Source organism: Dermacoccus sp. Ellin185, assembly GCF_000152185.1.
In the GTDB taxonomy this organism is placed as follows: domain Bacteria; phylum Actinomycetota; class Actinomycetes; order Actinomycetales; family Dermatophilaceae; genus Dermacoccus; species Dermacoccus nishinomiyaensis.
The window spans coordinates 1-25,387 of record NZ_AEIQ01000117.1; the positions used below are offsets into that span (position 1 = coordinate 1).

Here is a 25,387-nt window from a genome sequence, read left to right on the forward strand (position 1 = left end):
CGGCGCAGGCCCCGATGATGAAGCACACCTTGAACGCGCCCTCCGTCGGGATGGCGGGCGTCCCCGGCGCGAGGACGGTCGTGCGGCTCGTCAGCACGGCGGCCATGACGGCGCCGGCGACGGTCGTGCCGACCGAACGCATCAGGCCGTTGACGCCGACGCTGGCGCCGGCCTCGTGCATCGGCACGTTGTCGAGGATGAGCGTCGGCATCGCGGCGTAACCGATGCCGACACCCGCCGACGCGACGCACGAGGCGACCATGAGCTGCCACGGCGCGTTCATGAGGAACAGCGCGATGACGTAGCCGATGCTGATGACGAGCGCACCGGTGGCGAGCGTCACCCGCGCACCGCGGTGCGTGATGAGCGCGCTCGAGACGGGCGCGAACGCCATCATCATGAGGCCCGCGGGAGCCATCCACAGCCCGGCGTGCAGGATCGACTGGCCGAGACCGTACCCGGTGGCCTCGGGCATCTCGAGCAGCTGCGGCACGATGATGGACTGCGCCATCATGCCGAATCCGACGAGCACGGCCGCGAGGTTCGTGAACAACACCGGGCGGCGCGCCATGGTGCGCAGGTCGACGAGCGGATCGTGGTGACGCAGCTCGTACGCGCCCCAGACGAGCAGCACGATGACACCGGCGACGATGCTGCCGATCGTGCGCCCACTGCCCCACCCCCATTCGGAGCCCTTCGAGACACCGACGAGCGCCGAGACCAGACCCACGGCGAGACCGATGATGCCGACAGGGTCGATGTGCGCCGGGTGCTCGTCGTGGATGTGCGGCACGACGAACGCCGTCAGCACGACGACGACGGCGGCGAGCACCGCGGACAGCCAGAACAGGTCGTGCCACGAGTAGTCCTGCGCGATCCACGCTGCGATCGGCAGACCGAGCGCACCACCGACACCGAGCGTCGCGCTGACGGCGGCGACGGCGCCCGTCGCACGCGCGGGCGGAGCGACCTCGCGCACGAGACTGATGGCGACCGGGATGTAGCCCATCGCCATGCCCTGCAGCGCGCGGCCGACGAGGAACGGCGCGAGGGTGCTCGACAGCGCCGCGACGACCGAACCGAGGACGAGCAGCGTCGCCGAGACGAGCAGGACTCGCTTCTTGCCGTACATGTCGGCGAGGCGGCCGGTGACGGGCATCGTCACGGCGCCGGCGAGCAGCGTCGCCGTCACCGCCCAGGAGGCGTTGCTCGCGGACGTGTGCAGCAGCTCCGGCAGTTCGCGCTGGATCGGGATGACGAGGGACTGCATGAGCGCGCCGCTGAGGCTGCCGATGCAGAGGACGGCGACGACCGTCATCGGGGAGAAGCGCATCGCGGGGGCGGCCCCGGTCGGCGCGGTGGGTGAGGACAAGTGACCACTCCGTTTGTGTAAATTACATACCTACCCGATGAGATTACATTTAGTTGTACGAAGCAACAAGCGGGATGGCGGCAGACGTGGCGAGCGACATCGACACCGCTGCCGACGACGGCAACCGCGACCGTGCCCGCACCATGGCGCGCCTGCTCTCTCGCTTCGACATCATGCGCCGCGCCGAGGAGCAGGCGAGCGAGTTGCGCATCGCCGAGGGCCGCCTGCTGTGGCTGCTGACGGGCGACGGCCCGCCGCGCACGCTCAAGCAGATCGCGTGCGAACTTGAGCTCGAGCAGTCGACGGCGAACCGTCAGGTCAACGCTGCGGTGCGGGCCGGCGTCGTCCGGCGATTCCGCGAATCCGGGTCTCACGCTTGGCTCTTCGAGGCGAGCGACGACGGCGCGGCGCTCTACGAGCGCAGCGTCGGACGTCACCTCGACCGCGTCGACGACGCCCTCGCCGCTCTGCCCGCCGACGAACGCGAACGTCTCGTCAGCTCGTTCGCGACCTTCATCGACGCCTACAAGGAACCGTCGGCAACCTCACCCCACGGCTGATCGCGCGACGACACGTCCTGAGAGTCCCCGGCCACACCGCGAAGCCGCCGTGACCGTCACCCTCGCCATCCCGTACCCAACGGCGATCTACGTCCACATCTGCGATTTTCGTTCACCTCGTGAAGGTGAACGAAAATCGCAGATGAGGACGGGAGTCGCAGAGGGGTCAGCTCATCGCGAACATCTCGAGGTGGGTCTTGACGACGATGACGCGCGGGCCGTTGACGTCGGCGGCGAACGTCGCGCGCAGGGCGTCGGTCAACTCGTCGTAGCCGACCTCGTCACCCACAGCCACCTCTTGAGCCTCGACACCGAACGACTCCGCCAAGGCGACGAAGTCCGGCCGTGCCAGTTCGGTGTGCGTCGCCTGGCCGAACGTCGCCTCCATGTACTCGCGCAGGATGCCGTAGCCGCCGTCGTCGACGATGAGCCACGTGACGGGGATGCCGTGTTGCACGGCCGTCGCGAGTTCGGCGATCGAGTACATCGACGAGCCGTCACCGGCGACGGCGACGACGCGCTCGTGCCCGCCGACGGAGAACGCCGCGTCGACGTCCGTCAGCTTTGCGCCGCGCTTCTCCGCGAGCGCGACGGCGCCGCCGAGCGCGGCCGGGAACGCGAACCCGAGCCCGCCGGCGCCCTGACCCGAGTGGAAGCCGCCGGAGCGGCCGTCCCAGCAGTTCCAGGCCCAGTAGGCGGCGATCGTCATGTCCCAGAACGTCGGCACCTCGTCGGGGATGCCGGCGCGGATGGCGTCCATGAACGCGCGCTCGTGGGCGAGATCCTGACCGTCGAGCCGGGCGACGATCCCCTTGCGCACCTCGGCGGCGCGCTCCGCTCCCGACGCGCGCCCCGCGGGCGCCTCTGCCGGGAACGCCGCGACGAACGCATCGAGCGCCGCCTTCGCGTCGCACGCGATGCCGAGCGCGGGGTGGTTCGACTCGAGCACGCGCGGCTCGGCGTCGACGTGGATGAGCTTGCCGGCGGGCTTCAGCGTGAAGTAGTTCGACGTCACCTCACCGAGCGAGGTGCCGACGGCGAGCAGGACGTCGGCGTCCGCGAGCAGATCGGTGACGGCGCGGTCCTCGACCCACGACCCCATCGACAACGGGTGATCGACCGGAAAACCCGAGTTGCCACCCGGCGAGCAGACGACGGGTGCGTCGAGCTTCTCCGCCAGGGCGAGCAGCGCCCTCTCGGCGCCGGCGCGGCGCACGCCGCCACCAGCGACGATGGCAGGGCGCTTCGCGCCCGCGAGCAACTTCACTGCAGCCCAGACGAGTTCGGGGCGCGGCCCCTCCGGCGTCGGCGCCGAGACGGCCGTGCGGATCGGCGGGATCTCCGTCTTCGCGAGCAGCACGTCCTGCGGCACCTCGACCCACACGGGCCCGCGCGGATACGTCATCGCCTCGACCCACGCCGACTCGATGGCCGTCGGGATGGCGGCGTGGTGCGTCACCGTGCGCTGCGACTTCGTCACGTCGATGGCGGCGCGGCGCTGCTCGTCGAGCTGGTGCAGCATGCCGCGACGCGCGCCGCCGAGGCCCGAGACGGGCACCTGCGAGGCGACGACGACCATCGGCACGCTCGTCGCGTACGCCTCCTGCAGCCCGGGCAGCGCCGTCAGGGCACCCGGCCCGGTCGACAGGAACAGCGCGGCCGGCTTGCCTGAGACGCGCGAGTAGCCGTCGGCCGCGAAGGCTGCGTTGTTCTCGACGCGCGAGCTCATGAAGTGCAGCCCCGAGCGGCGCAGCGCGTCGAACAGGCCCAGCGCATGCTGACCGGGAATGCCGAACACCGTCGTCGTGCCGAGCGCTTCGAGCGTCTCGACGACGAGGTCGCCACCGTTGCGGATCTTCTCGCCCTCGCCCGTCGGCGCGACGGCTTCGGGCTCGGGGTGACGGATCTGCTCGCTCACCGCTGGGCCCCGTACACCGTGCCGGACTCGCCGTACGCGGGCCCGCCGGGCGCGGCGTCCGCACCGAGCGCGAGCAGCGACATGTACTCGTAGACGACGTTGGCGGCGGCCAGGCCCGTCAGCTCGGCGTGGTCGTAAGGCGGTGCGACCTCGACGACGTCGGCGCCGATGAGGTTCGTGCCGCGCAGGCCGCGCAGGATCTCGAGCAGCTCACGCGACGTCAGACCGCCCGGCTCGGGGGTGCCGGTGCCCGGCGCGTGCGCGGGGTCGAGCACGTCGATGTCGAGCGAGACGTACAGCGGACGGTCGCCTACGCGCTCGCGCAGGAACCCGACGACCTCGTCGACGCCCATGCGCATGACGTCGTTGCTCGTCACGACACCGAAGCCGAAGCGCGCGTCGTCCTCGAGGTCCTGGGTGCCGTACAGCGGGCCGCGCGTGCCGACGTGGCAGACGCCGGAGGAGTCGATGAGGCCCTCCTCGAACGCGCGGCGGAACGGCGTGCCGTGCGTGTACTCGGCGCCGAAGTAGGTGTCCCACGTGTCGAGGTGCGCGTCGAAGTGCAGCAGCGCGACGGGGCCGTGCTTCTTCGCGTGCGCGCGCAGCAGCGGCAGGGCGAGGGTGTGGTCGCCGCCGATCGTGATGAGCGAGGTGCCCTCGTCGACGAACTGACGTGCACCCTCCTCCGCTTCCTTCAGCGCCGACTCGATGTCGAAGGGGTTGAGCGCGATGTCACCGGCATCGGCAATCTGCATCTGCGCGAACGGCGACACGGACTGCGCCGGGTTGAACGGGCGCAGCAGACGCGAGCTCTCGCGCACGTGCGTCGCGCCGAAACGCGCACCGGGGCGGTAGGAGACGCCGGTGTCGAACGGCATGCCGACGACGGCGACGTCGGCCTTCGAGACGTCCTCGATGCGCGGCAGGCGCGCGAACGTGCCGAGGCCGGCGTACCGCGGCGTGAGGGCGGCATTGACGGGCCCGACGTTGCCGCCGGCCTCGATGCGGGGGTGATCCATCTCGTCCTCTTCCTCTTCCGACGAGGCGTGCGCACGCCCGGTGCGAGCACCCCGTCGAGCCGTCGAACGGCCACTCATCAGGTCACGATCAGATTAACGGACGTGTTTACCGATGCGAATCTCTCGTTTGTCACGAGTCGATCTCGTATATTCACACGGTTCACCGTGGACTCATGCCAGAGCCATGCCACCCGGATCCAAGGAGGCCCTCGTGGACCTCAACCTCGTGATCGTCGTCCTCTACCTCGTCGCCATGCTCGGATTCGGGTTCTGGGGCCGCTCGCGCACCCAGAACTCGAGCGACTACCTCGTCGCCGGCCGCCGCCTCGGCACCTTCCTCTACACCGGCACGATGGCGGCCGTCGTCCTCGGTGGCGCCTCCACGGTCGGCGGGGTCGGCCTCGGCTACAAGATGGGGTTGTCGGGCATGTGGCTCGTCGTCGCCATCGGCGTCGGCGTGCTCCTGCTGTCGCTGCTGTTCGCCGGCACCATCTCGAAGCTGCGCGTCTACACCGTCAGCGACATGCTGAAACTGCGCTACGGCAGCAAGAGCGCCGCGGGCGCGTCCAGCATCGTCATGATGCTCTACACGATGTTCCTCGTCGTCACCTCGACCGGCGCGTACGCCACCGTCCTGCACGTGCTGACGGGCCTCGACAGCTGGATCTGCATCGCCATCGGCGGCGCCGTCGTGCTCGTGTACTCCGTCATCGGCGGCATGTGGTCGATCACCCTGGCCGACCAGGTGCAGTTCATCATCAAGACGATCGGCATCTTTGCGCTCATGCTGCCGTTCGTGCTCGTCAAGGCCGACGGCTTCTCCGGCATCCGCGAGCGCCTGGGCGACGACTACTTCGCCATCGCCGGCGGCAAGGTCGGCGCCGACACGCAGACGATCATCACGTGGTTCGTCGTCTACATGTTCGGCATGCTCATCGGCCAGGACATCTGGCAGCGCGTCTTCACCGCGCGCACCCCGAAGGTAGCGCGTCTCGGCGGCACCATGGCCGGTGTCTACTGCATCCTCTACGGCGCGGCCGGCGCGATCATCGGCATGGGCGCGCACGCCGTCCTCGGCGACGGCATCAAGGCGAAGAACGACGTCTACGCCGAGGTCGCCGACAAGATCCTGCCCGTCGGCATCGGCGGTCTCGTGCTCGCCGCCGCCGTCGCGGCGATGATGTCGACGGCGTCCGGCGCGCTCATCGCGTGCGCGACGGTGGCCCGCAACGACGTCGTCCCGTTCCTGACGGGCCGTGCCCGCGCGGTCGACGACGTCGCCGTCGACGCCTACAGCGACCACGACGCCCTGAAGAGCACAGGCTCGCACGCCGCGAACGATGATGCGTCCGACCCGCACAGTGAGAAGAACATCCGCGAGAACCGCGCGTTCGTCCTCGGCCTCGGCGTGCTGACGGTGCTCATCTCGATCCTCATGGCGCGCCTCGACAACGGCGGCGACCTCGTCGTCGCGTCGCTGACGGTGGCGTACGACATCCTCGTCGGCGGCCTGCTCGTCGCCATCCTCGGCGGTTTCGTGTGGAAACGCGCCAACGGCACGGGCGCCGCGATCTCGATGCTCGTCGGCACGCTCGTCACCGTGGCCGGGATGGTCTACCAGGCGAACAAGCTCGGCGACACCCTGAGCGGCATCCTCGCCAATGAGCCGATCTACTACGGCCTCATCGCCTCGCTCGTCACGTTCGTCGTCGCTTCCCTCGCGACGCCGAAGACGGACGACGCGGTGCGCGCCGAGTGGGACGCCCGCGTCCACCGCCCCGCCGACGTCGAACTCGACGCCACGCCCACCGCACGCTGAGGCACCTGCCCGCCTCGGCTTGACGATGCCGCCGTCCGCTCGCACGCTGGAGCGGACGGCGGCATCGGCGTCCCTGCTGAGTCACGACGCGCCCCATCGCGCCCCGAAGACCGCCCACCTCACGAGGAGACCGCATGAGCACCCCCGATCAGCGCGAGCAGCCCACCCCCGACGAGGCTTCCGCGGCCACGGCACCAGCCGTCCCGAACGCGGACGACCTCGACGCCCTCGCCGCGCAGCTGAGCGGCACGCTCGTCACCGACCCCGACGTCGTCGACGCCGCGAGCCGTGACCGCTCCCCCGTCGAAGAGGTGGGTGCGGCCATCGCGCTCGTGCGCGCGACGTGCCGTGACGACGTCGTCGCGACGCTGCGGTGGGCGAACGAGCGTGGCGTGCCCGTCATCACGCGGGGTGCGGGCACCGGGCTGTCGGGTGGCGCGAACGCGATCGACGGGTGCGTCGTGCTCGATGTCTCCCGTATGAACGCGATCAAGACCATCAACCCTGCCGAGCGCATCGCCGTCGTCGAACCGGGTGTGCTGAACGGCGATCTGTCGGACGCTGTGCGTGAGCAGGGCCTGTTCTATCCCCCGGACCCGGGCTCGTGGCGCATCTCCTCGATCGGCGGCAACGTCGCGACGAACGCCGGGGGCCTGTGCTGCGTCAAGTACGGGGTGACGAAGAAGTTCGTGCGTGCGCTCGAGGTCGTGCTCGCCGACGGCAGCGTCATGCGCACCGGCACTCCGACGGCGAAGGGCGTCGCGGGGTACGACCTCACGGGCCTCATCGTCGGGTCGGAGGGCACGCTCGGTGTCGTCACGGAGGTGACGCTCGCTCTCGTCCCGGCGCCTGACGACGAACTGGTCGCCGTCGCACTGTTCGACTCGGCGTCGCGTGCGTGCGAGGTGGCGGCAACCTACCTCGAGGCCGGCGGGCGCCCGTCGATGCTGGAGTTCATGGACGGCCCGACGCTCGCCGCGGTGCAGCGCATGGCCGATCTCGGCTTCGACGAGTCCGTCGACGGCATGCTCATCGTCGGGTGTGACGACGCCACACGTCAGGACGTCGAGTTCGCGGCGTTCTCGCGCCTCGCCGAGGAGGCCGGCGCGGAGGTGTTCGTCGCCGAATCCGTCGCGGAGTCACTGCAGTTCACCGCTGCGCGGCGCCTCGTCGGCAACGCGTTCGAGGCGATGGGCCGCGACCTCGTCGACGACGTCTGCGTGCCTCTGCGACGCACCGGCGAACTCGTCGACGGCGTGCGGGCGCTCGGCAAGAAGCACCGCGTACGCGTCGCGACGGCCGGCCACCTCGGCGACGGCAACATGCACCCCGCCGTGCTCTACTCCCCCGGCGACACTCCCGAGGCCGTGGACGAGAAGCGTCGCGCTTACGCCGCGTTCGAGGAGATCATGCAGCTCGGCCTCGATCTCGGCGGCACCATCACCGGTGAGCACGGCATCGGGCGCCTCAAGGCGAGCATGCTGCCCGTCGAGCTCGGCGAGACGAACACGCGCATCCAGCGCGAACTGCGGCGCGTCTTCGACCCGAATGGGACCCTCAACCCGGGTGTGAACCTTGCGAGCGATCACTCTTGATATCGAGCGCGCGCAGCATCCGCAGCTACCTCGAAGCCGTCGGTGGCACCCTCGTCAGCCAGTGCGTCGAGGGTGACAACCACGTGCAGGTGCCCTGAGCCCCGTCAACGCGCGACGGGGATGAGGGTGAAGATGACGACGCTCTCGCCGTCGGCGGCGTTGCGCCAGGTGTGTGGTTCGCGGCCGGGGAAGGTGAGGGTGTCGCCGGCCTCGAGTCGGTGCGTGGCGTCGTGCAGCGTCACGTCGAGCGCGCCGGAGACGACGTGCCAGATCTCGAGCTCGCAGTCGATGGCGTACGGTTCGGCCTCACCGGCCCCGCCGGGTTGGATGACGGCGCGCAGCATCTGCACGGAACGTTCCTGACGACCCGTGACGAGGCGCTCGTCGATGCCCGTGCCGCCCATGTCGACGACCGGCGCGTCGGCAAGCTTGATGAGCGACGTGCGGGGTGCCTCGAAGAGCGAGCCGACCTCGATCTGCAGCACCTGGCACAGCGTCACGAGAGAGGCGACGGACGGCGACGTGAGGTCGCGTTCGACGCGGCTGAGAAACCCCTTCGTCATGCCGGCGAGCTGCGCGGCCTGCTCGAGGGTGTAGCGGCGCGCCAGCCGGGCGTTGCGCAGCCGGGCGCCGATGGCGACGTTCTCACGCACCCCTTGCACTGGTAGTGACTTCACGCCGACTCCCCCTTGGTTGTATTGCGGTAAACCCTACGCCGGATCTCACCGCTCTCCCCAGAAAAGCCGTCAGAGTCCATTTTTGCCGTCAGTCCAGGGCGATGGGGCCGTAGTCGCCGAGCAGCTCCCCTGGCCCGGGGTTTTCCGGAGACGAACTTCCGCCGAGGTGACGGACCACACCCCACACCGCGTTGAGGCCGGTCTGGACGGCCCCCTCGGCCCAACCGGCCGTCCACGAGATGTCGTCGCCGGCGAGGAAGATACCGCGCTGGTGCTCCGGCAGCTCGTCCTGGGCGAAGTGGGTGAACAGCCGCTGCTGATACCGGTAGTGCCCCGGCAGGTTGGCCTTGAACGCGCCCATGAAGTTGGGGTCGGATTCCCACGAGACGGTGATCGGCTGACCGATGATGTGGCTCGCGATGTCGACGTCCGGGTAGATCTGGGCGAGCGAGTGCAGCATGAGCTCGACGCGCTCGTCGGCATCGAGCGCGAGCCACTTGAGCGCGTCGTCGTTCCACGTGTACGACAGCAGGATGACGGCGGGCCGGTCCGGGCCGTCGTCGAGCAGGTAGGTGGCGCGGTTGAGGCGGTCGGTGAGGGTCATCGACATGACGTCACGGCCCGTGGCGGGGTCGATGTCCTTCCAGAACGGGCGATCGACCATGACGAACGTCTTCGAACTGCTCATGTAGTGGCTGCGCTCGATCGCCATCCACATCTGCGGGCTGAACAGCGCCTCCTCGGTCGTGATGCGCGTCGACAGCAACCACGACTGGCACGTCGTGACGAGCGCCGGGTACGTCGCCTTGCGCCCCCATCGCTCGGTGACCTCGAGGTCGCCGCTCTCATGACGCCGGATGGCGGCGACGGCGCCGCGCGGCGCCCCGTCGTGCAGGCTCGCCAGGGTGGTGCCGGCCGGCCAGTGGGCGAGCTTCTCGGGCGCGTGCGACCACAACGCCTCGGGCAACTTCTGCGCTCCGCCGAGGATGCGGCGGTGCTGATCGTCGGCGTCGGTGTAGACGACGCGCAGGATCTCGAGGATGGAGTTCGGGAAGTCCGTGTCCCAGCCACCCGTGCCGAAACCGACCTGCCCGAACGCCTCACGCGCCGCGAAACCGGCCTTCTTGAACGATTCGGAGGCGGCGATGAAGCCGTAGAACGTCTGCTCGTCCATCGTCGGCACGAGCTCGTTCCAGATCTGCTTGATGCGCTTCGTGTCACGAGCGCGGATGGCGCCCTGCATCTCGGTGAAGCGCGCGCCGTCGTCGACGGCGGCCTTCCACGCGTCCGCGACGTCGCGGAAGAACTGCGGCAGTTCGTCGGGCGTGCGCGCGTAGTGCGCCTCGCCGCCGAGCTCGATGACGGTGCTCGGCGTGACGTCCGACAGCGGGTTCGGGAACGCCTCCGTCTCGAGGCCCATCGCGTCGATGTAGTGGTAGAGCGCGCGGCCGGAGACGGGAAAACGCATGCCACCGAGGTCGGCGACGACGTCCGGGGCGGCGCTGAAACTGTCGGTGCGCAACCGGCCACCGATGCGGTCGGCCTCGTGGACGACGGGCTTGAGGCCCAGCTTCATCAGCTCGTACGCGGTGATGAGGCCTGACAGGCCGGCGCCGACGACGGCGACCTCGGTGCCGTACATCTCCTCCGGCACGCTGCCGAGACCCTCGGGGTGGGCGAGGTATTCGTCGTAGCTGAACGGGAAGTCGGGGTTGAGCATCGTGACGGGCGCATCGCCCGCGTGCTCGTCGCGATCGTGCGGGAACTCGGTGACAGCGGTCATCGCGGGGTGTCTCCTTCTCGGAGTGGATGGTCGGGGTCGAGGTCGTCCTCGAGGTGACGCTCATAGGTCGCCTGGTCGAGCGTGGCGAGGCGGGAGTGACGGCGGCCGTAGCCGAGGTAGACGGCGACGCCGACGGCCATCCACACGCCGAACACGACCCACGTCGAGGAACTGAGGTTGGCCGTGAGGTAGAGACAGATGAGCGCGCCGGCGGCCGGCAGCAGCGGGTACAGCGGCACCGTGAATGCGCGCGGCAGCTTCGGGTTGCGCACGCGCAGATAGATGACGGCGACGTTGACGAGGGCGAACGCGAACAGCGTGCCGATGCTCGTCGCGTCGGCCAACTCACCGAGCGGGATGAGGCCCGCCGTCACCGCGACGACGCCGCCGACGATCAGGGTGCTGCGCACCGGCGTGGCCGTCTGCGGGGAGATGACGCCGAAGACGCGCGGCACGAGGCCGTCGCGCGACATCGACAACAGGATGCGGATCTGGCCGAACAGCACCGTCAGCACGACGCTGAAGATGGCGAGCACCGACGTCACCGCGAAGATGAACGCGACCCACGAGGCCCCCGTGATCTCACGCATGATCTGCACGAGCGGCGCCTCGCGCCCGTCGAACCAGTGCCACTCGCGGGCTCCGATGGCGGCGACGGCGACCGCGACGTACAGCACCGTCACGATGATCATGGACAGCAGGATCGAGCGCGGCAGATCCCGCTTCGGATCGCGCGCCTCCTCACCGGCCGTGGATGCGGCGTCGAAACCGATGTACGAGAAGAACACGGTGCTCGCGGCGGCGGAGACGCCCGCGGCACCCATCGGGGCCAGCGGTGCGAAGTTGCCCGCCTTGAACGCGGTGAACGCGACCGCGCAGAAGAAGACGAGGATGGCGATCTTCAGCACGACGATGATCGTGTTGACGCGCGCACTCTCCCGCGCGCCGCGTGCGAGCAGGGCCGTCGCGAGCAGGACGACGAGGGCTGCGGGGACGTTGACGACGCCGCCCGCCCCGGGTGGGTTCGCGACGGCCTCGGGCAGGCCCAGGCCGAACGAGTCGAGTGTCTCGTTGACGTACTGCCCCGCCCCGACGGCGACGGCCGCGACGCTCACCGCGTACTCGAGGACGAGACACCACCCGCACACCCACGCGAGGCCCTCACCCATCGTCGCGTAGGTGTAGCTGTAGCTCGACCCGGCGACGGGCACGAGGCCCGCCATCTCGGCGTAGGAGAACGCCGACAGCAGCGCGGCGACGCCGGCGATGACGAACGAGATCCAGATCGCCGGGCCAGCCTCGGGCACCGTCTCACCGAGGACGACGAGGATGCCGGTGCCGAGCGTCGCCCCGACCGAGATCATCGTCAGCTGCAGGACACCGAAACTGCGGTGCAGGCTGCGCCCGGCGGAGGTCGCCTCGGCCTGCGCGAGCGTCAGCCCGATCGGCTTGCGCCGCAGGAGCTGGGCGCCGAACGGGAGTCTCGAACGCGCCTGCTCGTCGAGCGATGAGGACACGGGGCACCTCTCGAAGGGGTCTGTGGGCCAGACCACGATGTCACACATCGCCGAGTTGTTTCGTGTTGGGAAACGCATGTGCTTCGACGTGGCGAGAGGTGAAGACGAGCGTTCTGGCTGGATGCGAGTGGTCTGCCGCTCGTGGTCAGTCATGCCGCTCGTTCTTGCTCGCCGGCGCGGGCACGCCGAGGGGCTGTGGCTGACGTCAGCGCCAGGACGCGTAGGTGTCGCGGCGCAGCTTGGCCAGGTAGGGGACGGCGTCGCGGGCTGCGGCGACATCGTCGCGGGTGATGTCGGCGACGAGGAGTTCGGCGCCGTCGCCGCCCTGGGCGAGGAGGCCGCCGTCAGGCCCGACGATGACGCTGCCGCCGCCGAACGTGAGCCCGTCCTCGACGCCGACGTGGTTCGCATAGGCGAGGCCGACGCCGTTCTCGAGGGCACGAGCCCGCACGAGCACCTCCGGGACGTCGTCGAACCCGGCGGTGAGCGCGGTCGGGGCGAGGATGACGTCGGCGCCCGCGAGCGCCGCGGCGCGCGTCATCTCGGGGTATTCGACGTCGAAGCAGATGATGACGCTCACCCGCATCCCGGCGAGTTCGACGGTGGTGGGGGCGTCTGTTCCGGAGCTGAAGGCGGCGGCTTCGTCGTCGTCGAACAGATTGACCTTGCGGTAATGCAGGATCGGGCGGCCGTCGGTGTCGAACAGCGTGGCGGCGATGTGTCGAGCAGTCTCACCGGGCGCGCCGCCACCGCGGGCGGCGGGAGCGTCGGCCGTCGCGACCTCAGGATAGCTCGCGAGGACGGCGATGCCGTGACGCGCCGCGGTGGCGGCGAGGGCGCCCGCGATGTCGGTCTGCTGGGTGGGGTCGCCGGCGTGCAACCGCTTCGGGGCGTAGCCGGCGACGAAGAGTTCAGGGGTGACGAGGACGTCAGCACGGCGCGCGGCAGCTTCACCAGCGCGACGGTCGATGATGGCGAGGTTGGCGTCGACGTCACCGACGACGGCCTTGTCCTGCATGACGGCGATGCGCATGACGTCGAGGATGGCAGATGCGACGGCACTCGAGGCCCGATCCGACCACCATGCCCCCGTGCGGCGACCGTCCGACCCGCCTGCCCCCTCTGCGCTTTCCGTCCACATTGGCGATTCTCGTCCCCATCTGCGAATCCCGTCCCCCTTCGCGATTCACCGTCACATCCGCGATTTCCGTCCACTTTCGGCTCGTGTGAGGCCCCCTGACGGCCGCACCAGCACCGCGAGTTGGATGCGCCCCTGCGTCGCGGCAGGATCGTCAGCATGAGTTCTCGGCCTGACGACGCCCGCCCCGTCTACCTCGATCACAACGGCACGACGCCCGTCGCGCCGGAGGTCGCCGGGGCGATGTGGCCGTATCTCACCGAGCACTGCGGCAACCCGTCGAGCGCGACCCCGGCCGGGCGCCTGGCCCGCCGTGCCGTCGACGATGCGCGCGAGCACGTCGCTGCGCTCATCGGTGCGTCGGCGGACGAGGTGACGTTCACCTCCGGCGGCACGGAGGCGAACAACCTCGCCATCCGCGGCGTGACGGCGGCGCTTCGCCGCGCTGGCGCGTCGCCCGCGGCCGACGTGAGTTCGACAGTCGTGACGTCGGCCGTGGAGCACCCGGCGACGTCGGCGCCCATGGCGCTTCTCGCGCGCGACGGCTGGGACGTCGTGACGCTGCCGGTGACGCGAGCCGGCCACGTCGACCTCGCACCCATGCCGCGCGACCATGTGGCCTTTGGCTCGATCATCCTCGCGCAGAACGAGACCGGGGCGATTCAACCCGTCCGAGAGTTCGCCGCGAGCGTGCACGCGGCGGGCGGTCTCGTCCACACCGACGCGGCGCAGGCTGTCGGGAAGATCGGCGTCGACGTCGACGACCTCGGCGTCGATCTGCTCAGCCTCGCCGGCCACAAGCTGTACGCCCCCAAGGCCGTCGGCGCGCTGTACGTCGGGCGTGGCACACCGATCGAGCCCCTCGTCGTCGGCGCGGGCCAGGAGCGCGGGCTGCGTCCGGGGACGGAGAACGTCGCCGGCATCGTCGGCCTCGGGCGGGCCGCGCAGCTCGCACTCTCGCGCCTCGCCGACGATGCCTTGCGCATGATGAGCCTGCGTGACGAGCTGTGGCTCCGCCTCTCGACGGCCGTGCCCGGCCTCGTTCGCCTCAGCCCCGCGCAGAACTGTCTGCCGAACACGCTGATGATCTCCCTGCCGGGGCGCCTCGGGCGCGAGGTGCTGGAGGCAGCGCCTGACGTCGAAGCGTCCACCGGCAGCGCGTGTCACGCTGGAATCGACTCCCCGGCAACGACACTCGTCGCCATGGGAGCGAGCGACGATGTCGCGCTCGGCGCGATTCGCCTGACGTTGGGGCGTGCGACGAGTGACGCCGACATCGACCGCGCCGCGACGAGCCTCGTCGCGGCGTTTCGCCACGTCGCCTGACGAGCGCCGGGCCGCCGACGAATGTGACCAAGAATCGCGAACGTGGACGAAAATCGCGGATGGGGACGCAGATCGCAGAGGTGCACACGGGGCCGGTTCGCACGGCGTGAGGCACGATGGTGGGGTGAGTGATTTCTCCCGCAACCCTGAACTCAACCGTCTGGTCGCGATCGACGGGCTCCTGAGCGACGACGAGCGCGACGTCCAGGCCCTCGTCCGACGCTTCTGCGACGACCACGTGCGTCCGAATCTGCCGACCTGGTATGACGAGGCGAGCGTCCCGGCGCGTGAGCTCGCGAAGGGGCTCGGCGAGCTCGGGCTGCTCGGCATGCACCTCGACGGCTACGGGTGCGCCGGTTCGTCGGCGACCGCGTACGGCATGGCGTGTCACGAGCTCGAAGCTGCCGATTCGGGTATTCGTTCGCTCGTCAGCGTGCAGGGCAGCCTCGCGATGTTCGCGATCTGGCGTTGGGGCAGCGAGGAGCAGAAGACCGAGTGGCTGCCGCGGATGGCGGCGGGCGACGCCGTCGGATGCTTCGGCCTGACCGAGCCGGACTTCGGTTCCGACCCGGCCGGCATGCGCACCCACGCCAAGCGTGACGGCGGCGACTGGGTGCTCAACGGCACGAAGATGTGGATCACGAACGGTGCGATCGCCGACATCGCCGTCGTCTGGGCGCAGACCGACGACAAGATCCGCGGCTTCGTCGTGCCGACGGACACCCCCGGTTTCGAGGCCCGTGAGATCACGAAGAAGATGTCGCTGCGCGCGTCCGTGACGGCGGAGCTGTCGCTCACCGACGTCCGCCTGCCCGCTGACGCCGTCTTCCCCGAGGTGCGCGGTCTCAAGGGCCCGCTGTCGTGCCTGTCGGAGGCGCGTTTCGGCATCGTCTTCGGTGCGATGGGCGCCGCTCGCGATTCGCTCGAGACGGCGCTCGACTACGCCGCGTCCCGCCAGGTGTTCGGCAAGCCGCTCAGCGGCTACCAGCTGACGCAGGGCAAGCTCGCCGACATGACGCTCGAGGTCTCCAAGGGCATGCTCCTCGCGCTGCACCTGGGGCGCCTCAAGGACGGCGCGGGCGTGAGCCCCGAGCAGATCAGCCTTGGCAAGCTCAACAACTGCCGCGAGGCCATCGCCATCGCGCGCGAGTGCCGCACGATCCTCGGCGCCAACGGCATCTCGACGGAGTACTCCCCCATCCGTCACGCCGGAAACCTCGAGTCGGTCATGACCTACGAGGGCACGAGCGAGGTGCACCAACTCGTCCTCGGCAATGCCCTGACGGGTCAGTCGGCGTTCCGCTGACTTGGTGCGCGCCACGCAGGGCCAGGTGAGTCACTTCGCGCTGGGTGAGTCAGTCCTGACTGACTCATCTGGCGCCAAGTGACTCACCGGCCTCTGACTCGCGCCCACTCTTGGCACCGCACCCGACGGACGCCACCGTTGTGTCCATGAGCATCGAGCCCGCTGCGTGACGTGCGCAACCATTTCAGCGAGGTCGTGGATCGCGTTCACCAGCACCACGAACGCGTCACCGTGACCAAGAACGGCCGGCCGTTGCCGTCGTCAGCCCTGAGGACCTCTCAGTGCTGGAGGAGACCTTGACGGTGCTCGCCGACGCGTCGGCCTTACGAGACATTCGCGACGGCGACGCTGCCTACGCATCCGACGACGTCGTGCGTGGGGCGAACGCGATCCGCTCCTTGCGAAGCTGAAACGGCGATGGACTACGAGATCGCACTAGCCCCTGCGGCGGCTCGGGCCCTCCGCGAAACCCTGGCCGAAGCTGTCGCGGCGGCCGTCACCGGGTTCATCCTCGGTGCGTTGAGCGAGAACCCGCATCGCGTGGGCAAGGAGCTTCGACCTGCACTAGACGGTGTGTGATCCGCACGGCGAGGCACCTACCGCGTCCTCTACCGCATCGACGACTCGGCTCATGAGGTTTTCGTCCTGCGCATCGACACCGCAGAGACGCCTACCGCTGATGGTGGTGGCGCACCAGTGAGAGCTCATTCTCATGCCGGCACACCACCATCGTCGGAGGTCAGCTCAGCGGGTCGAGGATGCGCTTCAAGAACGCCTGGGTGCGGGCCTCGCGCGGGTGGTCGATGACCTGTGACGGCGCGCCGCGTTCGACGATGACGCCGCCGTCCATGAACAGCACCTGATCAGCGACGTCGCGCGCAAACGCGATCTCGTGGGTGACGACGATCATCGTGCGGCCCTCGTCGGCGAGTTCGCGCATGACGCTCAGCACTCCCCCGACGAGTTCGGGGTCGAGCGCTGACGTCGGCTCATCGAAGAGCAGCAGCTCGGGCGCGAGGGCCAGAGCGCGTGCGATGCCGACGCGCTGCTGCTGCCCACCCGAGAGTTGGTAGGGGTACTTGTCGGCCTGGTCGTCGAGACCCACCTTCGCGAGAAGCTCATGCCCCCGCGCGTCGGCGTCGGCCTTCGCGACGCCCTGCACGACGATCGGGCCTTCGGTGACGTTCTCGAGCACGCTCTTGTGCGGAAACAGGTTGTGCTGCTGGAACACCATCCCCGTCTTCGCCCGCAGCGCACCGACACGTTTGGCAGCGTCACCCTTCGCGCGGCCGTCACGCCCGCGCGGGACGTCGACGTAGTCGACCTCGGCGTCCCCGATGCGGACGACGCCCGCCTCAGGCAGGTCGAGCGCATTGAGCGAACGCAGCACCGTCGTCTTGCCCGAACCCGACGGGCCGAGCAGCACCGTCACCGACCCCGACGGGACGGTGAAGTCGACGCCGCGAAGCACCTCGAGCGAGCCGAACGACTTCGTCAGACCACGGACGTCGACGAGGGCGTCCGTGGTCGAGGTCGACGCGGCGTCCGCGGAACGAGCGTCCCTGGGGCGGGCGGGTGTGGAACCGTGAGGAGTCATCGTGCGACGTGCCTTCCGAGTCGGTTTTCGAGCCTGCCCTGGACGAGGGAGAGGATGAAGCACAGAGCCCAATAGATCGCGGCGGCGACACCGTACAGCTCGAGGAAGTCACCCGAGGGTGCGGCGGCGATCTGGGCCTGGCGGAACATCTCGGTGACGAGGATGGTCGAGGCGAGCGACGTGTCCTTGACGAGGGAGATGAGCGTGTTCGACAGGGGCGGGACGGCGACACGCAACGCCTGCGGCAGGATGATGCGCCGTAGCGCCGTCGCCCGGTTCATGCCGATCGTCTCCGCGGCCTCCCACTGCCCCTTCGGCACGGACAGGATGGCGGCGCGGATGATCTCCGCGGAGTACGCCGCGACGTTGAGTGAGAACGCGATGATGGCCGACGGCCATGGGCTGAGTTTGATCCCGAGCTGCGGCATGCCGAAGAAGATGATGGCGAGCTGCACGAGCAGCGGTGTGCCTCGGAAGATCGAGATGAAGATGCGCGCCGGCCAGGACAGGGCCGCGTTGGCGCTCATGCGTGCCAGCGCGACGCCCAGGGCGAGGACGAGGCCGATGGCGAACGACGCCGCCGTCAGCGGAATCGTGCCCTTGAGCGTCGCCACGAGCATCGGGCCGATGTTGTTCTTGATCGTGTCGGTGACGCTCGTGCCCTTTGCCTCCGTCTCGAAGTACTGGGCGTAGAGCTTCTTGCTCGTGCCGTCGGCGTTCATCTCATCGATGGCGGTGTTGATCGCGGGCGCGAGCTTGCTTCCCTTCTTCGTCGGGAAGACCTCTTGGCTGGTGTCGCTCGTGCGGCTCGCGATCTTGAGCCCTGAGTTCTCGTGCGTCGCGAGGTAGTACTTGACGGCGAGTTCATCGTTGACGAAGGTGTCGACGCGCCCCTGTGAGAGTAGTTCGACAGCTTTGTCCATGCCGTCGACGGAGACGACGTTCGCCCCCGCCTTCTTCGCGACGCCTGCCCAGTCGGACGTGATGTTCTGCGCCGACTTCTTGCCCTTGATGTCGGCGAGGTTCTTGATCGACGAGCCATCCCTGACGACGACGACGCCGTGGCTCTCGACGTATGGCTTCGTCAGGTCGTACTTGGCGCGACGCTCAGCGTTGGCGCCGACCTGGTTGGCGATGACGTCGATACGGCCCGAGTCGAGGGCGGCGAACATCGAATCCCACTGCGTCTCGACGAACTCGACCTTGACCCCCAGCCGCTTGCCGACCTCGCGGAAGTAGTCGACGTCGTAGCCAGTGAGCTTGTCCCCCTGGTGGAACGAGAACGGAGCGTAGACGCCCTCGGTGCCGACCTTGATCGTGTCCGGCAGCTTGTCGTCGGTCTTCGTGACGGCAGGGGCCTGCTGCGCGGCGGCGGTGGTCATCGTCAGGCCACCCAGGAGAAGGGCTGCGACGAAGCTGAGGATCGCGACGAGGACGCTTCGGGCTCGCAGCACCCCGAAACGGTCACGGTTGGGCGTCTTCACGAGAGTCGAGATTACGCCCCGATTAAACAATCTCCTATTTCATGTCGCCTAACTCACCGTTATGCATCGATGGTGCAGACCGCCCGCGGGGGGCCTATCGGCGCCCCACTTCCAGCCGGCCTCGCGCGGCGCCCCTCACGCGGCCACCGGCGCCGTCGAAGAACTGCAAGAATCGCGGCATGACGCGACGCGTGCTGGGCGAGCTGGAGAGATCGAAGCTCCTCAACGAACTGGAGCTGATGCCTGCGCCCGAGAAGCGCCGCATCGACGCCGCCACCGGCGCCGGCCGTATGCTCGACGACCCGCACGACCGCGACATCCAACGCGCCCGCGTCGCGCAGTTGCCCTGGGCGCGAGCGATGGGTGCGTTGGCCTTCACCGGCCTTGCCCTGATGCGCTGCTTGGACGTCGTCGATGGCCGTCGTTCGTGGTGGGACTGGCTCGCGGCCGCCTTCTTCACCGTCAATGCCGTCTTCTGGATTCGGCGCTGGTGGCTCATGCGTCGGCTCGGTCGGCAACTCGACGCCGTCGACGCGACCGGCCTCACGCTTGCGCGTAGCGCCCGACCCCGACGAGCATCTCGGCGATCTGCAGGGCGTTGAGCGCGGCGCCCTTGCGGATGTTGTCGCCGCACACGATGAAGTCGAGCGTGTGCGGGTTGCTCTCGACCTGACGCACGCGCCCGACCCACACGGGGTCGGTGCCAACGGCGTCGGCGGGCGTCGGCCAGTCGGTGCCGTTTTCGTCGGGCATGACGATCGCGCCGTTCGCGCCCTCGACGATGGCGCGGCGCGCGTCGTCGGGCTTGACCTTCTTGTCGAAGCTCACGTGCAGCGTCGACATGTGCGTCGTGACGATCGGCACCTGCACGCACGTGACGGCGACGCGCAGCTGTGGCAGCGCGAGCACGTCACGCAGTTCGTGCGCGATGTCGTTCTCCTCGCTCGACCAGCCGCCGCCGACGTGCTCACCCACCCAGGGCACGACGTTGCTGACGATCGGGGCCGGAAACGGTGAGTCGTCGGGCAGATCGGCGACGTAGCGGCGGACGTCACCGGGCATCTGGCCGATGCGCGGGTGGCCGGTGAGCGCCGATACCTCTTCATAGAGACGCTCCGCGCCCCGCTTGCCCGCGCCGGTGACGGCCTGCATCGACGTCGCCGTCACGTGCGTGAGGCTCCAGTGCTCGTGCAGCGTCGCGAGGACGGGAAGCATGACGATCGCGGGGCCCGACGGCATCGCGACGATGCCGCGGGGGTGCTCGAACGCCGCAGCCGCGTTGACCTCGGGCACGACGAGTGGGACGTCGTCGTCATCACGGAACGCGGCGGAGGTGTCGACGACGAGGCAGTCGGACGCCGTCGCGAACGGCGCCCACTTCGCCGACACGTCTGCGGGCGTCGCGAAGATGGCGACGTCGACGCCGGCGAAGCTCTCACTGTCGAGGGGTTCGACCTCGATTTCGTCGACGCCGAACAGCATCCTGCGTCCGACAGATCGGTCGGAGCCGAAGAGACGCACGTCGTCCCACGCGTCCGCGCGCGTCGCGAGGACGTCGATCACCGCCTGGCCGACGAGCCCCGTGGGGCCGACGACGGCGAGGACGGGCCGTTCGGGCTGGTTCGCAGTCACGTTCCGAGCATAGGCGCCGTCACTGACGACGAACCCGTCCGCCTGCCCGGTTGACGCCAGATCGATTGGAAACTCACATGATTGGGCGAGATCGCACCCGCCGTCTGCACCGTTCGATCCCGTGGGCCCAACGCCTGGCGCACTTCTCGCCCCATCACCTGTGGCTTCACGTCCCGCCTGACCGCCCCACCCAACCCACGTTGCATGTGACCGAAAATCGCAGATGGGGGCGAGATTCGCCGATGGGGACAGGAATCGCCGTTGGGGCGGGGGTCAGCCGGCGGCAGCGATGAGTTCGGCGATCTGCACCGTGTTGAGCGCCGCGCCCTTGCGCAGGTTGTCGTTGCTGATGAACAGCGCGAGACCCTTGCCGTCGGCGACGGAGGCGTCCTGGCGGATGCGTCCGACGTAGCTCGGGTCCTTGCCTGCGGCGACGCGCGGCATCGGCACGTCGGCGAGTTCGACGCCGGGGGCGTCGGCGAGCAGGTCGCGGGCTTCCTCGGGCGTGATGGCGCGCTCGAACTCTGCGTTGACGCTGAGCGAGTGACCGCTGAACACCGGCACGCGCACGCACGTGCCGGACACGGCGAGCTCGGGCAGGTCGAGGATCTTGCGCGATTCGTTGCGCAGCTTCTGCTCCTCGTCCGTCTCGTTCGTGCCGTCGTCGACGATCGAACCGGCCATGGCGAGCACGTTGAACGCGATCGGCGCGACGTACTTGTTCGGCGCGCCGAGGTCGACGGCCTCGCCGTCGAGCGCCATCTTCTCCATGTCGGCCTCGGCGGCCTTGCGGATCTGCCCGGCGAGTTCGGCCACCCCGGCGACGCCCGATCCGGAGACGGCCTGGTACGTCGAGACGACGAGACGCATCAGCCCCGCGGCGTCGTGCAGCGGCTTGAGCACCGGCATCGCGGCCATCGTCGTGCAGTTCGGGTTGGCGATGATGCCCTTGGGCGTGTTCGCGATCTGCTCGCCGTTGACCTCACTGACGATGAGCGGCACCTCGGGGTCGCGTCGCCACGCCGAGGAGTTGTCGATGACGGTGACGCCCGCCGCCGCGAACTTCGGTGCGAGCGCCTTCGACGTGTCGCCGCCCGCGGAGAAGATCGCGACGTCGAGGCCGCTCGGGTCAGCGGTCGCCGCGTCCTCGAGGGTGTAGTCGACGCCCTTGAACGTCAGCGTCTTGCCCGCACTGCGCGCCGACGCGAACAGCCGCAGGCTCTTGATCGGGAAGTTCCGCTCCTCGAGCAGTTGCAGGACGACGCGGCCGACCTGGCCGGTCGCGCCGACGACGCCGAGATTCAGTTCCTTGTTCATGGGTGACGTTCCTTTCGCGCGGCCAGACGTCGAGCGTCCCCGCTGTGATGATGGCGTCGCGTCGTCAGCACCGGATGCCGTTCCGCGATTGCAGACGTTGCCCGTCAGCGGCCGGTGCCGGCGTAGACGACGGCCTCGCCGTCGGCGTCGAGCCCGAATGCGGTGTGGACGAGGCGGACGGCTTCGTCGAGTTCGTCGCTGCTCGTCACGACCGAGACGCGGATCTCGGACGTCGAGATCATCTCGATGTTGATGCCGGCGTCGGCGAGCGCCTGGAACAGCGTCGCCGAGATGCCCGGGTTGGAGCGCATGCCGGAGCCGACGAGCGACAGCTTGCCGATCGTGTCGTCGTAGTGGAGTCGGTCGAAGCCGAGTTCGTCCTTCATCGCGTTGAGGACGGCGACACCCTTGGGCGCTTCGTCCTTCGGCACGGTGAAGGAGATGTCGGTGCGCTTGTCCTCGCCGGCGGAGACGTTCTGGACGATCATGTCGACGTTGAGGCCCGCGCCCGCGACGGCGCGGAAGACGGCGGCTGCGCGCCCGGGTGAGTCGGGGATGCCGACGATCGTAATCTTTCCTTCGCTGCGGTCGTGCGCGACGCCGGCGATGATCGGGTCTTCCACGGTGTCTCCTTCTTTGTCGTTGACGACCCAGGTGCCCTCGTGGTGGCTGAAGGAGCTACGCACGTGGATGGGGAGGTCGAATCGGCGGGCGTACTCGACGCAGCGCAGCATGAGCACCTTCGCGCCCTGTGCCGCCATCTCCTGCATCTCCTCGTTGGTGATTCGGTCGATCTTGTGGGCCTTCGGCACGATGCGCGGGTCGGCGGTGAAGATGCCATCGACGTCGGTGTAGATCTCGCACACGTCGGCCTTGATGGCGGCGGCGAGCGCGACGGCCGTCGTGTCCGAACCGCCGCGTCCGAGCGTCGTGATCTCGTTCGTGCTCTGGCTGACGCCCTGGAACCCGGCGACGATGACGATGTGCCCCTCGTCGACGGCCCGCTGGATGCGGCCGGGCGTCACGTCGATGATCTTCGCTCTGCCGTGCACCTCGTCGGTGATGACGCCCGCCTGGCTGCCGGTGTAGCTGCGCGCCGAATGGCCGAGGTTCGCGATGGCCATGGAGACGAGCGCCATCGACATGCGCTCCCCCGCAGTCAGCAGCATGTCCATCTCGCGTGCCTGCGGCGCGGGGCTGACCTGCGCGGCGAGGTCGAGCAGCTCGTCCGTCGTGTCGCCCATCGCGGAGACCACGACGACGACGCTGTTGCCCGCCTTCTTCGTGTCGACGATGCGTCGCGCGACACGCTTGATGCTGTCGGCGTCGGCGAGGGACGAACCGCCGTACTTCTGGACGATCAGGCTCACGGTGTTGCTCCGGGGGTCGACTTCGGTCGGTCACGGCGAGTCTAGGCACTGCGCCCTGCAGGCTCGCTGAGCGCTCAGATACTGGTTCTGCGTCCGCGACGGGCGCCATATGACCAGGTGTCGGCCGATACGAGCGGAATGGTCGAACCTGAGCGATCTGCCGCTCCGTTCGACTATTTCGCTCGTATTCGTCGGGCCGAACTCGTGTTCGTCGAGGCGACACGCCCTCGACGAAGGATGCGTCACATCACGGGGCGTCAGAACACGAGGACGCGGCGGCCCTCGAAGGCACGGCCGAGCGTCACCTCGTCGGCGTATTCGAGATCGCCGCCGACAGGCAGGCCGGATGCGAGGCGGCTCACCGTCACGCCCATCGGTCCGATGAGGCGCGCGAGGTAGCTCGCCGTCGCCTCACCCGTGTGGTTCGGGTTGGTCGCGATGATGATCTCCTCTAGCGACGTGTCGCTGAGGCGCGCCATGAGCTCGGTGATGTGCAGGTCGCCCGGGCCGACGCCCTCGATCGGGTTCAACGCACCGCCGAGCACGTGGTAGCGCCCGCGGAACTCGCGGGTGCGTTCGATCGCGACGACGTCCTTGCTCTCCTCGACGATGCAGATGAGCGCCGGGTTGCGCTGCGGGTCGGCGCACACACGACACAGGTTCGTCTCGGCGACGTTGAAGCACACCTCGCAGAAGTGCACTGTCTCCTTGACCTTGAGCAGCACCTCCGCGAGACGCTGAACGTCATCGGCATCCGCCTCGAGCAGGTGGAACGCGATGCGCTGCGCCGACTTCGGCCCGACACCGGGCAGCCGACCGAGCTCGTCGATGAGGTCTTGAACCACGCCTTCATACACGATCGGCAAGCCTACGCGTCACCGGTGACAACCCCAATCGAGCGCGCGGGGCGTAGGTCAGCGGCGCGGATCGAGCAGCTTCGTCACCACCCGGCGATAGCCTGCGCCGATAGCGGGTGCCGCCACGCGGGTGACGAACGCGGCGGCGGGGCGAAGGCGACCCGGCACCCACGGCAGGGTGATGCTCTGTTCCCAGGCGACCTGTGCACCGCCGTCGAGGCCGCGCTCGCCGTCTGCCCGGTCGGGCCCGGCGGCCCGGCGCACCGGGGTGATCTCGACCGTCACGACACCGCCGAGGAGGCGACCGACCTTTTCGAACACGACGCGCCGGCCGGCTTCTATCTCCCGGACGACCATGACGTCGTCGAAGCCAAGCGGCCCGAGCCGTGTCCGCGCGACGTAGCGTGACCCGACGACTGCGTCCTCGGGAGCCGGCCCGCGACCCGTGGTGAACGGCACGACCTCGCCGTGCGCCGACACGTCGACGACGCGCCGCCATGCCTCATGCGGCGCCAACGCCGTGTCGATCCTGAAGGCGAACCCTGCTCGTCCCATGCGTCCCATCATTCTTCTCACTCGCCCACTCTCCATCGCGCCCCGCTCTTGCTGACGTCTCCCGCGTGACTGGTTCTTGCTGACGCGTCTGCTGTGCGGCCCGCTCTCACTGCCGCGTCTTTGTCGCGTCCCGCTCTTGCTGGCATGTCGCCGTCGCATCCCGCTTGTGCTGACGCGCCCCGCGAGCCGGCCCGTGCCCTACGGCCCGGTAGAACCCGGGCCAAGGCCTGGCATCCGTGACGGTCGCGCCACGCAGCGCTGCCACGACTTTCGTCAGCCCGTGTCAGGTCAGTTCGCGTCAGGGCCTTCTTCCTTGATGACCGTGCCGCCCAGTACCGACTTGATGATCGGCAGCCCGACGGCGTCCGAGTTCTCGATGTCCTCGTCGTCGACGCTCGCCGACGCATCATCGAAGCGGCCGCGCCCGCCCCGCTCGGCATCCTCCTGACGCTGCGCGGCCTCCCGCGCCGCCTTCTCGGCGCGCTGACGCGGCGTCAGCGCGCGCCCGTCGTCGACGGCGCCCTGCGTCGGCTGCGGCGCAGGCG

General features: G+C 69.1%; 24 protein-coding genes and 1 pseudogene. 9 read left to right on the plus strand and 16 right to left on the minus strand.

Annotation, left to right across the window (positions count from 1 at the left end; translation table 11 throughout):
* Window positions 1–1,372 (minus strand): MFS transporter (locus HMPREF0321_RS13305; RefSeq protein WP_040015103.1); only part of this gene is annotated, 1,372 nt, incomplete at its 3' end.
* 86 nt (window positions 1,373–1,458) lie between these two features.
* Here HMPREF0321_RS13305 and HMPREF0321_RS15140 point away from each other — a divergent pair.
* Window positions 1,459–1,932, plus strand: a complete 474-nt coding sequence (locus HMPREF0321_RS15140) for a MarR family winged helix-turn-helix transcriptional regulator (RefSeq protein ID WP_217490557.1) — start codon at window positions 1,459–1,461, stop codon at window positions 1,930–1,932.
* A 166-nt stretch (window positions 1,933–2,098) separates the two neighbouring features.
* Here HMPREF0321_RS15140 and HMPREF0321_RS13315 read toward each other — a convergent pair whose 3' ends face one another.
* Both HMPREF0321_RS13315 and speB read right to left on the minus strand, forming a co-directional pair.
* On the minus strand, window positions 2,099–3,850 hold the full coding sequence (locus tag HMPREF0321_RS13315) for a thiamine pyrophosphate-binding protein (protein WP_006947184.1): 1,752 nt from the start codon (window positions 3,848–3,850) through the stop codon (window positions 2,099–2,101).
* Complete coding sequence (speB, locus tag HMPREF0321_RS13320) at window positions 3,847–4,869, minus strand: agmatinase (RefSeq protein WP_006947199.1); 1,023 nt, start codon at window positions 4,867–4,869, stop codon at window positions 3,847–3,849. Before speB ends, HMPREF0321_RS13315 begins: the two co-directional genes overlap by 4 nt.
* Before the next feature lie 184 nt (window positions 4,870–5,053).
* Here speB and HMPREF0321_RS13325 point away from each other — a divergent pair, with 184 nt between their 5' ends.
* Window positions 5,054–6,688, plus strand: a complete 1,635-nt coding sequence (locus HMPREF0321_RS13325; protein WP_050786612.1) for a sodium:solute symporter — start codon at window positions 5,054–5,056, stop codon at window positions 6,686–6,688.
* 134 nt (window positions 6,689–6,822) lie between these two features.
* Window positions 6,823–8,283 carry an FAD-binding oxidoreductase gene (locus tag HMPREF0321_RS13330; RefSeq protein ID WP_006947188.1) on the plus strand — a complete coding sequence of 487 codons (1,461 nt, stop codon included), beginning with the start codon at window positions 6,823–6,825 and terminating at the stop codon, window positions 8,281–8,283.
* Window positions 8,284–8,387: 104 nt separating this feature from the next.
* Here the strand turns inward: HMPREF0321_RS13330 and HMPREF0321_RS13335 are convergent, their stop codons facing one another.
* The 4 genes from HMPREF0321_RS13335 to HMPREF0321_RS13350 form a co-directional block, all read right to left on the minus strand.
* The gene (locus HMPREF0321_RS13335) at window positions 8,388–8,960 is read right to left on the minus strand and encodes a helix-turn-helix domain-containing protein (protein ID WP_040015099.1); all 573 of its coding nucleotides are present in this window, start codon (window positions 8,958–8,960) and stop codon (window positions 8,388–8,390) included.
* Between the two features lie 88 nt (window positions 8,961–9,048).
* Window positions 9,049–10,743, minus strand: coding sequence for an NAD(P)/FAD-dependent oxidoreductase (locus tag HMPREF0321_RS13340; RefSeq protein WP_006947176.1), 1,695 nt, complete (start codon window positions 10,741–10,743; stop codon window positions 9,049–9,051).
* Window positions 10,740–12,260 carry an APC family permease gene (locus HMPREF0321_RS13345; protein WP_006947186.1) on the minus strand — a complete coding sequence of 507 codons (1,521 nt, stop codon included), beginning with the start codon at window positions 12,258–12,260 and terminating at the stop codon, window positions 10,740–10,742. The genes HMPREF0321_RS13340 and HMPREF0321_RS13345 overlap by 4 nt, the downstream gene beginning before the upstream one ends.
* Before the next feature lie 205 nt (window positions 12,261–12,465).
* Window positions 12,466–13,293 (minus strand): nitrilase-related carbon-nitrogen hydrolase, encoded by an 828-nt coding sequence (locus HMPREF0321_RS13350; protein ID WP_040015100.1) that lies wholly within the window; start codon window positions 13,291–13,293, stop codon window positions 12,466–12,468.
* 264 nt (window positions 13,294–13,557) lie between these two features.
* Between HMPREF0321_RS13350 and HMPREF0321_RS13355 the strand changes: the two genes are divergently transcribed.
* From HMPREF0321_RS13355 to HMPREF0321_RS17170, 5 genes are all read left to right on the plus strand, one after another.
* Entirely contained in the window at window positions 13,558–14,724 is a 1,167-nt protein-coding gene (locus HMPREF0321_RS13355) for a cysteine desulfurase family protein (RefSeq protein ID WP_006947197.1), read from the plus strand.
* A 124-nt stretch (window positions 14,725–14,848) separates the two neighbouring features.
* Window positions 14,849–16,030, plus strand: a complete 1,182-nt coding sequence (locus HMPREF0321_RS13360) for an acyl-CoA dehydrogenase family protein (protein ID WP_006947181.1) — start codon at window positions 14,849–14,851, stop codon at window positions 16,028–16,030.
* Window positions 16,031–16,225: 195 nt separating this feature from the next.
* Window positions 16,226–16,330 carry a hypothetical protein gene (locus HMPREF0321_RS17475; RefSeq protein ID WP_217490558.1) on the plus strand — a complete coding sequence of 35 codons (105 nt, stop codon included), beginning with the start codon at window positions 16,226–16,228 and terminating at the stop codon, window positions 16,328–16,330.
* A complete protein-coding gene (locus tag HMPREF0321_RS17275) occupies window positions 16,312–16,440 on the plus strand; it encodes a hypothetical protein (protein ID WP_006947185.1) in 129 nt (42 codons plus the stop codon). The genes HMPREF0321_RS17475 and HMPREF0321_RS17275 overlap by 19 nt, the downstream gene beginning before the upstream one ends.
* 7 nt (window positions 16,441–16,447) lie before the next feature.
* A complete protein-coding gene (locus tag HMPREF0321_RS17170; protein ID WP_254654000.1) occupies window positions 16,448–16,609 on the plus strand; it encodes a hypothetical protein in 162 nt (53 codons plus the stop codon).
* Window positions 16,610–16,769: 160 nt separating this feature from the next.
* Here HMPREF0321_RS17170 and HMPREF0321_RS13370 read toward each other — a convergent pair whose 3' ends face one another.
* The 3 genes and pseudogenes from HMPREF0321_RS13370 to HMPREF0321_RS17180 all read right to left on the minus strand — a co-directional run.
* Window positions 16,770–17,627, minus strand: a complete 858-nt coding sequence (locus HMPREF0321_RS13370) for an amino acid ABC transporter ATP-binding protein (protein ID WP_006947190.1) — start codon at window positions 17,625–17,627, stop codon at window positions 16,770–16,772.
* Entirely contained in the window at window positions 17,624–18,247 is a 624-nt protein-coding gene (locus HMPREF0321_RS17175) for an amino acid ABC transporter permease (RefSeq protein WP_050786614.1), read from the minus strand. The genes HMPREF0321_RS13370 and HMPREF0321_RS17175 overlap by 4 nt, the downstream gene beginning before the upstream one ends.
* Window positions 18,248–18,313: 66 nt before the next feature.
* Window positions 18,314–19,009, minus strand: a pseudogene (locus tag HMPREF0321_RS17180) (transporter substrate-binding domain-containing protein); the annotation flags it as partial.
* Window positions 19,010–19,290: 281 nt separating this feature from the next.
* On the opposite strand from HMPREF0321_RS17180, the gene HMPREF0321_RS13380 reads away from it, so the two are divergent.
* Window positions 19,291–19,713, plus strand: a complete 423-nt coding sequence (locus HMPREF0321_RS13380; protein WP_040015101.1) for a hypothetical protein — start codon at window positions 19,291–19,293, stop codon at window positions 19,711–19,713.
* Here HMPREF0321_RS13380 and HMPREF0321_RS13385 read toward each other — a convergent pair.
* The 6 genes from HMPREF0321_RS13385 to HMPREF0321_RS16615 all read right to left on the minus strand — a co-directional run.
* Entirely contained in the window at window positions 19,655–20,743 is a 1,089-nt protein-coding gene (locus HMPREF0321_RS13385; RefSeq protein ID WP_006947187.1) for an aspartate-semialdehyde dehydrogenase, read from the minus strand. The two genes, HMPREF0321_RS13380 and HMPREF0321_RS13385, sit on opposite strands and share 59 nt — an antisense overlap.
* A 273-nt stretch (window positions 20,744–21,016) precedes the next feature.
* Window positions 21,017–22,060, minus strand: a complete 1,044-nt coding sequence (locus HMPREF0321_RS13390) for an aspartate-semialdehyde dehydrogenase (protein ID WP_006947191.1) — start codon at window positions 22,058–22,060, stop codon at window positions 21,017–21,019.
* A 104-nt stretch (window positions 22,061–22,164) separates the two neighbouring features.
* Complete coding sequence (locus tag HMPREF0321_RS13395) at window positions 22,165–23,430, minus strand: aspartate kinase (protein ID WP_006947193.1); 1,266 nt, start codon at window positions 23,428–23,430, stop codon at window positions 22,165–22,167.
* A gap of 257 nt (window positions 23,431–23,687) precedes the next feature.
* Entirely contained in the window at window positions 23,688–24,287 is a 600-nt protein-coding gene (recR, locus tag HMPREF0321_RS13400; protein ID WP_038571803.1) for a recombination mediator RecR, read from the minus strand.
* A 57-nt stretch (window positions 24,288–24,344) separates the two neighbouring features.
* On the minus strand, window positions 24,345–24,803 hold the full coding sequence (locus HMPREF0321_RS15145) for a hypothetical protein (RefSeq protein ID WP_139023672.1): 459 nt from the start codon (window positions 24,801–24,803) through the stop codon (window positions 24,345–24,347).
* A gap of 327 nt (window positions 24,804–25,130) precedes the next feature.
* Window positions 25,131–25,387, minus strand: a 257-nt coding sequence (locus HMPREF0321_RS16615) for a hypothetical protein (protein WP_040015102.1), incomplete at its 5' end; no start/stop codon positions are given.